Origin of the sequence: Crocosphaera sp. Alani8, assembly GCF_038442745.1 — a bacterium.
In the GTDB taxonomy this organism is placed as follows: Bacteria; Cyanobacteriota; Cyanobacteriia; order Cyanobacteriales; family Microcystaceae; genus Crocosphaera.
Genome location: NZ_JARVCN010000161.1, coordinates 2,043 through 7,810, shown reverse-complemented (window position 1 = coordinate 7,810; position 5,768 = coordinate 2,043). Strand labels below are relative to the sequence as shown.

At 40.3% G+C, this 5,768-nt stretch carries 4 protein-coding genes and 3 pseudogenes; 3 read left to right on the top strand and 4 right to left on the bottom strand.

Going from position 1 to position 5,768, the window contains the following annotated elements:
• The 3 genes and pseudogenes from P9B04_RS10930 to P9B04_RS10920 all read left to right on the top strand — a co-directional run.
• Window positions 1–609, top strand: a pseudogene (locus tag P9B04_RS10930) (cyclophane-forming radical SAM/SPASM peptide maturase GrrM/OscB); the annotation flags it as partial.
• Between the two features lie 63 nt (window positions 610–672).
• Window positions 673–1,302 (top strand): imidazole glycerol phosphate synthase subunit HisH, encoded by a 630-nt coding sequence (hisH, locus tag P9B04_RS10925; protein ID WP_342055019.1) that lies wholly within the window; start codon window positions 673–675, stop codon window positions 1,300–1,302.
• 138 nt (window positions 1,303–1,440) lie between these two features.
• On the top strand, window positions 1,441–1,563 hold the full coding sequence (locus tag P9B04_RS10920; RefSeq protein WP_342055020.1) for a hypothetical protein: 123 nt from the start codon (window positions 1,441–1,443) through the stop codon (window positions 1,561–1,563).
• 15 nt (window positions 1,564–1,578) lie between these two features.
• On the opposite strand, the pseudogene P9B04_RS10915 reads toward P9B04_RS10920, so the two are convergent.
• From P9B04_RS10915 to P9B04_RS10900, 4 genes and pseudogenes are all read right to left on the bottom strand, one after another.
• Window positions 1,579–1,707 (bottom strand): annotated as a pseudogene (locus tag P9B04_RS10915) (IS1 family transposase); the annotation flags it as partial.
• A 67-nt stretch (window positions 1,708–1,774) separates the two neighbouring features.
• The gene (locus P9B04_RS10910) at window positions 1,775–4,684 is read right to left on the bottom strand and encodes a starch-binding protein (protein WP_342055018.1); all 2,910 of its coding nucleotides are present in this window, start codon (window positions 4,682–4,684) and stop codon (window positions 1,775–1,777) included.
• 224 nt (window positions 4,685–4,908) lie between these two features.
• On the bottom strand, window positions 4,909–5,148 hold the full coding sequence (locus P9B04_RS10905; protein WP_342055017.1) for a hypothetical protein: 240 nt from the start codon (window positions 5,146–5,148) through the stop codon (window positions 4,909–4,911).
• A 378-nt stretch (window positions 5,149–5,526) separates the two neighbouring features.
• Window positions 5,527–5,768: pseudogene (locus tag P9B04_RS10900) on the bottom strand (energy transducer TonB); the annotation flags it as partial.

Genomic DNA, 5,768 nt, shown 5'->3' with positions numbered 1-5,768 from the left:
ACTGGTTTGCTCATTGCTGTTACTGTACCTCATAACTGTGGGAAATGCTATAATATGGAAGAAACAGAAGGTACTAATGAAAAATCTTCCCTATATAGAACGGGAACAGAAAAGAAATATTATCAGTTTATGAGACGACTCTGGGAATTAACAAGTAAAACAAATAATCAATTAAAAGTAAGAGAATTTGAGTCTGTTTGTGGGTTAATTTATGGTGATCAAAGATTAGCAAAAACCGATATGAATCATCCCTATGCTATTTTAAATATTGATTATTTGGGCAATTTTTCAACGTTTGATCCTGAATTGTTATCAGTGGATATTAAACCTTACGGCAAGTTTATTTTAGGAAATGTTTTAACCGATAGTTTAGAATCGGTTTGTGAGGGCGAAAAGTTCCAAAAAATTTATCAAGATATGACAGCAGGAGTTAATAATTGTCGTAAAACTTGCGAATATTTTGGAGTTTGTGGCGGTGGTGCCGGTAGTAACAAATATTGGGAAAATGGGACCTTTAATTCAATAGAAACCCAAGCTTGTCGTTATCGTACTAAAATAGTTACAGATGTGGTCTTGGAAGCCTTAGAAGACTCCTTTGGAATTAATTAATTTGTAGTAACCTCAAAATCAATTATCCTAATAAGTAGGGAATATTAGAGACAAGGAATATTTATGGGTTTCCTAGCTGTTATTGACTATGATATGGGTAATTTACACTCTGCTTGTAAGGGCTTGGAAAAAGCAGGAATTCACCCAAAAATAACTGATTCCCCTCAAGATATTGCAGAAGCAGAAGCAATTGTCCTACCTGGGGTGGGTTCGTTTGATCCCGCGGTACAACATTTGCGATCGCGTAATTTAGAGAAACCCATCAAAAAAGCGATCGCAGACGGTAAACCATTTTTAGGCATTTGTTTGGGGTTACAAATTCTTTTCGAGGGTTCAGAAGAAGGAAAAGAACCGGGTTTAGGGATTATTAAAGGGAAGGTGCGTCGTTTTCAATCTGAGCCTAATTTAACCATACCCCACATGGGTTGGAATCAGTTAGAATTCACGCAACCAAATCTATCTTTATGGAAAGGGTTAACCTCCGATCCTTATGTTTATTTTGTCCATTCTTATTACGTTGATCCCGTTGACGCTGATGTTAAAGCGGCGGTGGTGACTCATGGTAGTCAAAGTGTTACAGCTGCGATCGCCTGGAACAATCTGATGGCGGTACAATTTCATCCGGAAAAATCATCCGATAATGGATTGGAGATTCTTTCAAATTTTGTAGCGATGGTTAAAGCTCAAAGATAATGAGGGTTTGCTGAATAAAAGCTAAACCCTCATTATTAAAAGGTTACACCCATATTTGATGAGGAAAAAAGATCAGCTTTGTAGGCTAAAAACCTCTAAAATTGGTAGAAATACCTCGCAGTTGTTGGTTAAGAACAAATGTATCGAAAAGAGGAGCAACCGTCACCACCCCCAGAAAAATTTGAATTACCCTTCGAGGGCAAATTATCCCCAAACAATCGTTGGGTGATCATGGCTGAACTAGTAGGTAGTGTAATTTAAGTAGTGAAAATTAATCTAAGTTGATAGTATTTCCTCATTATAATGATGAATAAAATACAAAATTGCCCCTTCATGATTGAAAAAGTTTTTAGAAAACGCTAGGTTTTTTCTGACTAGACGAGAGCAACGATGTCTTAAGGTATTAGGAAATGGATAATTGATTAATTTCTTTTCTTTTCAAAAGAGTCAATTATCCATTATCTGTTATCCATTAACGTAAATAAACTCCATCTTCTCCTATTTTTCCCTCACCGTTTAAGACATAAATACCGGCTGAGTTAGCTTTAACTTCAAAGGTGATGCTGTTACTATTGACATCGATACTATTACCCGTCACCGCATCACGATAAGTACCATTGTGAACATCATTAATGGTAATTTGTTGTCCACCACCAATAGTTAAACCCACTGCAACATAACTATTACTACCTTGATCTTCCCTGACAAAACTAATCACATTTCCTGACTCGTTTACCTGACTCATGGGTGCTTTTTGTAGCGCAGGAATACGACTACGAATAAGGTTCAACCGTTTAATATGTTGATACAAAGCATGACTTTGGGTCTTTTGTATAACACCATCTTCCAAATGATCCCCAAAATAAGCTCTTCCGGTCTGATCTAACGTATCATTATTCCCCATAATATCCTGGGGTTTTCCCTTCATAAACTCGATTTCTTCCCCATAATATAAACAAGGAATACCCCTTATTGTCCATAACAAATTATAGGCAGCCGCAGCCCATTCTGTATTACCTCGGAAGCGATCGCGAAAATCATTGTCCGGACCAACATCGTGATTTTGCAAAAAGGTAACCAAAGTAGTTGCATCTCCATACACCCAATCATTGGCTAAAATAGCACCAATACCAGAAAAACTACCTCGACTGAGATTATCCCGAAACGTAGAAAACAAGGAGAAATCTAACATGGGAAAACCGGAGTCCCCTCCTGAGTTGGGATCTTTGGGATCATCTCCTAAGCGAGTGTACCACCAAGGTCGTAAAAAAGATGGCCCGTTATCGTCCCCAAATAAATCACCCCATCCTGTCCCTTTAACCAAGTTTTCTCCAAACACAAATAAACCTGGTTTATGGGCCTTCCAAGCGTTGATATACTCTAGTAAATTATTGCGCTCAACGTGCTTAACTGTATCGATGCGTAGAGCATCCACTCCCATATCTAAGTAACGACAAATAGCATTGATCAAATAGTCTTTTACGTTGTCTCGTCTTGTAGCTAAGTCTATGGTATCCCCGGCCAAATGTTTCGTCTGGATAGCGACACTTTCCCAGTCTCCTCCGGCCATAAACCCATCTTGATGATACCAGTTGGGGTCTAAGTTATTGGCATCGATACCAAAAAAACGATTGGAGTTATACCCCTCTTTAGGAACGGTTTCCCCAGTAATATGATCAACTAAGGGAACAACCCCTTGGGGATCAGAAGTTTGTCTTTCTTTAAACCAGTCGGGGGCCACCGGGTTATCGTTATCTTCCCGAAACTCGCTTTTATAGTTACCTAAGTTACCCTCGTAAGGACCGTACTTAATTCTTCCCTGTTGTAGTCCGTGGGGAACGTAATATTTAATAGGAAGATGATCGATCCAAACTTTTCCCCTGATCCCGTATTGACAGGAATGGTTAACCACCACATCTTGAATGATTTTTAGACCCCTTGCGTGTGCTTCGTTGATTAAGTCTTGATAGGTTGCGTCGGGGGACTCCAAACGGGGATCGATACGATTCCAATCGTATCCGTGATAACCATGATAATCTAACCCGCTTCTATTTTCGATGGGAGGAGTGATCCAAATAGCAGTGAACCCTAAGTCTTTGATGTAGTCCAGTTTTTGGATTAATCCTTTAAAGTCCCCTCTCCAGTGAGGATCTTCTGCTTGTCCATGTTGGTTAAACTTGATGCGATCGCGGCAGAAAAAGTTATTGCTAGGATCACCGTCGTAAAATCTTGTCGTGATCAAAAAATAAATGGTTTCTTCTCGAAAGTCCCTTGCTTCTACTTTATCCCCCACGTTGTAATAAAAATCGGAGTATGTTTCGTTTCCTGCACCATCGATGACCAAAAATCTCACCTTCTTCCCATCGTTGAGGATCATCTTTGGTCCGGTTAAACCGTTGATAGCATTCCCCCTAACGTAGATGTTACTCTTGCGAGTTGGTTCTTTACCATCGTTGGTATAGTATGCAACGATGGGGGTTTCACGGGGATCGGTAATGGTAAATGTAGGAGCGATCGCTTCTAAATAAGTACCAGATGGTACACTGGTGGTTATTCTCGGTTTTCTGAAATCTGCGTTAGGATCGATGGTGTAAATAAATTCACAAGTAGCACCTATTTCTCCCAGTGCGTTACGACCCAAACACTGCAGGGTTGTGTTAGTTTCAATGGGGATAGGTTGTTTGTAGAGGGTTGAGTTAACACTAGGTTCACTCCCATCGGTTGTATAGTAAATCGCGTCGTCTTCGTTGTTACTAGAAAGGGTAATAAGTTGGGACTGGTGATAGGTTGCACCTTTGGGTGTAGCTACGATCACGGGAAGTGCCGGTCGTTGGGGGTTTTGATCGTACCAACTCTCTTTTGAATACCATCCTTCTTTACTTCGTCTTAAGTCTTCTGTTTGTCTCCAACTCCCATCGTTAAAAAGAAACTTGGCTGTTTCTGCTTCGGGAAACTCGTAGCGATACCAACCATTTCCTTCTGCTGTCATTGCAACCCCAGGCCAAGACGACGACTCAGAAGAAGGCCGAGTCTCCCAGTAGTAGATGTTAATATTTTTTTCCCAAGAGGAGGGACGTTTGAAATGAACCACCAAGGGTGTTGCTGCGGTTTTGGGGTTGCGATCGTACCAAACATCTTCCACAAACCAACCGTCTTGATCGCGCCAGAAATCTCCAGTTTGTCTCCTTCTACCATCGTTAATCAGAAAGTTGGCCGCTTCTATTCCTGGAAAACGATAGCTATACCAGTTATCACCTTCTTCTTTCATCGCAACCCCAGGCCATTCAACCCCCGAGGAAAATGGTTCGGTATTCCAGTAGTAAATATTAACGGTTTGTCTCCAGAAGTTGGGACGTTTAAAGTAGATAACAAGATCGGACATGATTGGCGTTTCCCCTAAGCTGCTTTAAGGTCAACCTATCATTCCGTTACGGCACTTCTTAAGATTCTCACAATGTTTTAAGGTGATGTTTTTTCTTCTTACTACGACAACTTTTAACAGTATATTACAGGTGCAAGGCTTTTCCACCACCGCCATAATATCATGTCAAGTCAAGGAAAAGCAAACACTTTTATTAGATTTTTTCCTGACAAATGAAAAATATATCATAGATTTAATAGTAATTCAACCATGACTACTGTATTAGAACTATGAACTGGTAAGTTATCTTCATTCCGTTTCTTTCTATCTTTAGCAATGGCAGAATCACTGCGACGTGCTTGGATGACATCTTCATAATTATCATCAATGTTTCGACTCCGCTCAACATTCACCCTGAGCGAAGCCGAAGGGTCAATTTCCTCATCTTCAAATAATAAAGGGGCTAATTTTTGTTGTAAACTCACATCTTGCACCTTCGATAAAACTGGCTAGTTTGTAAGCGTTCAGCTATCAGCTATCAGCTAAGAAATTAAAGCCGAACGCTTACTGCTGTGCGATAGCGCCGGAACGGAGTGAGGAACTGCTTACTAATTTAAGTTTTTATGTACTGGTGCAAGATGTCAGTATTATCAACTTAGGCCATCATCAGCGATTTTTCCAAAGACTAATAAAAAAGGTGAATTTTCTCGTTTTAAACATTTAGGAAAAGCGGGAAGTCAAGCACATATAGATGGAGTTAATGCTGTTATTAGACGAGCTAAGATTGAACACTTAACTTCAGCTATTGAAGCTCTATATGAAAGTTGGTTAGATTTTTTCTACATTCTTGGATACCTCAATTACTACTTTCTACGGGCCGGTGGAGCGACTGCCCCATCTAATTTTGTATTAGGGGATGATTTTGGGTTGGATGAGGGTTCTACTGAGGTAGGGGAAGCCTGATTCTGGGGAACTTCAGGGGTATTTTTGGGAGTAGGACTCTCAGAACTTTCTGGAGTAGGGGGAGTTTGATTCTGGGGAACTTCAGGAGTATTTTTGGGAGTAGGACTCTCAGAACTTTCTGGAGTAGGGGGAGTTTGATTCT

Coding starts and splice junctions, on each gene's coding strand:
- hisH (WP_342055019.1), top strand. CDS start 673: ATGGGTTTCCTAGCTGTTATTGACTATGATATGGGTAATTTACACTCT.
- P9B04_RS10920 (WP_342055020.1), top strand. CDS start 1,441: ATGTATCGAAAAGAGGAGCAACCGTCACCACCCCCAGAAAAATTTGAA.
- P9B04_RS10910 (WP_342055018.1), bottom strand. CDS start 4,684: ATGTCCGATCTTGTTATCTACTTTAAACGTCCCAACTTCTGGAGACAA.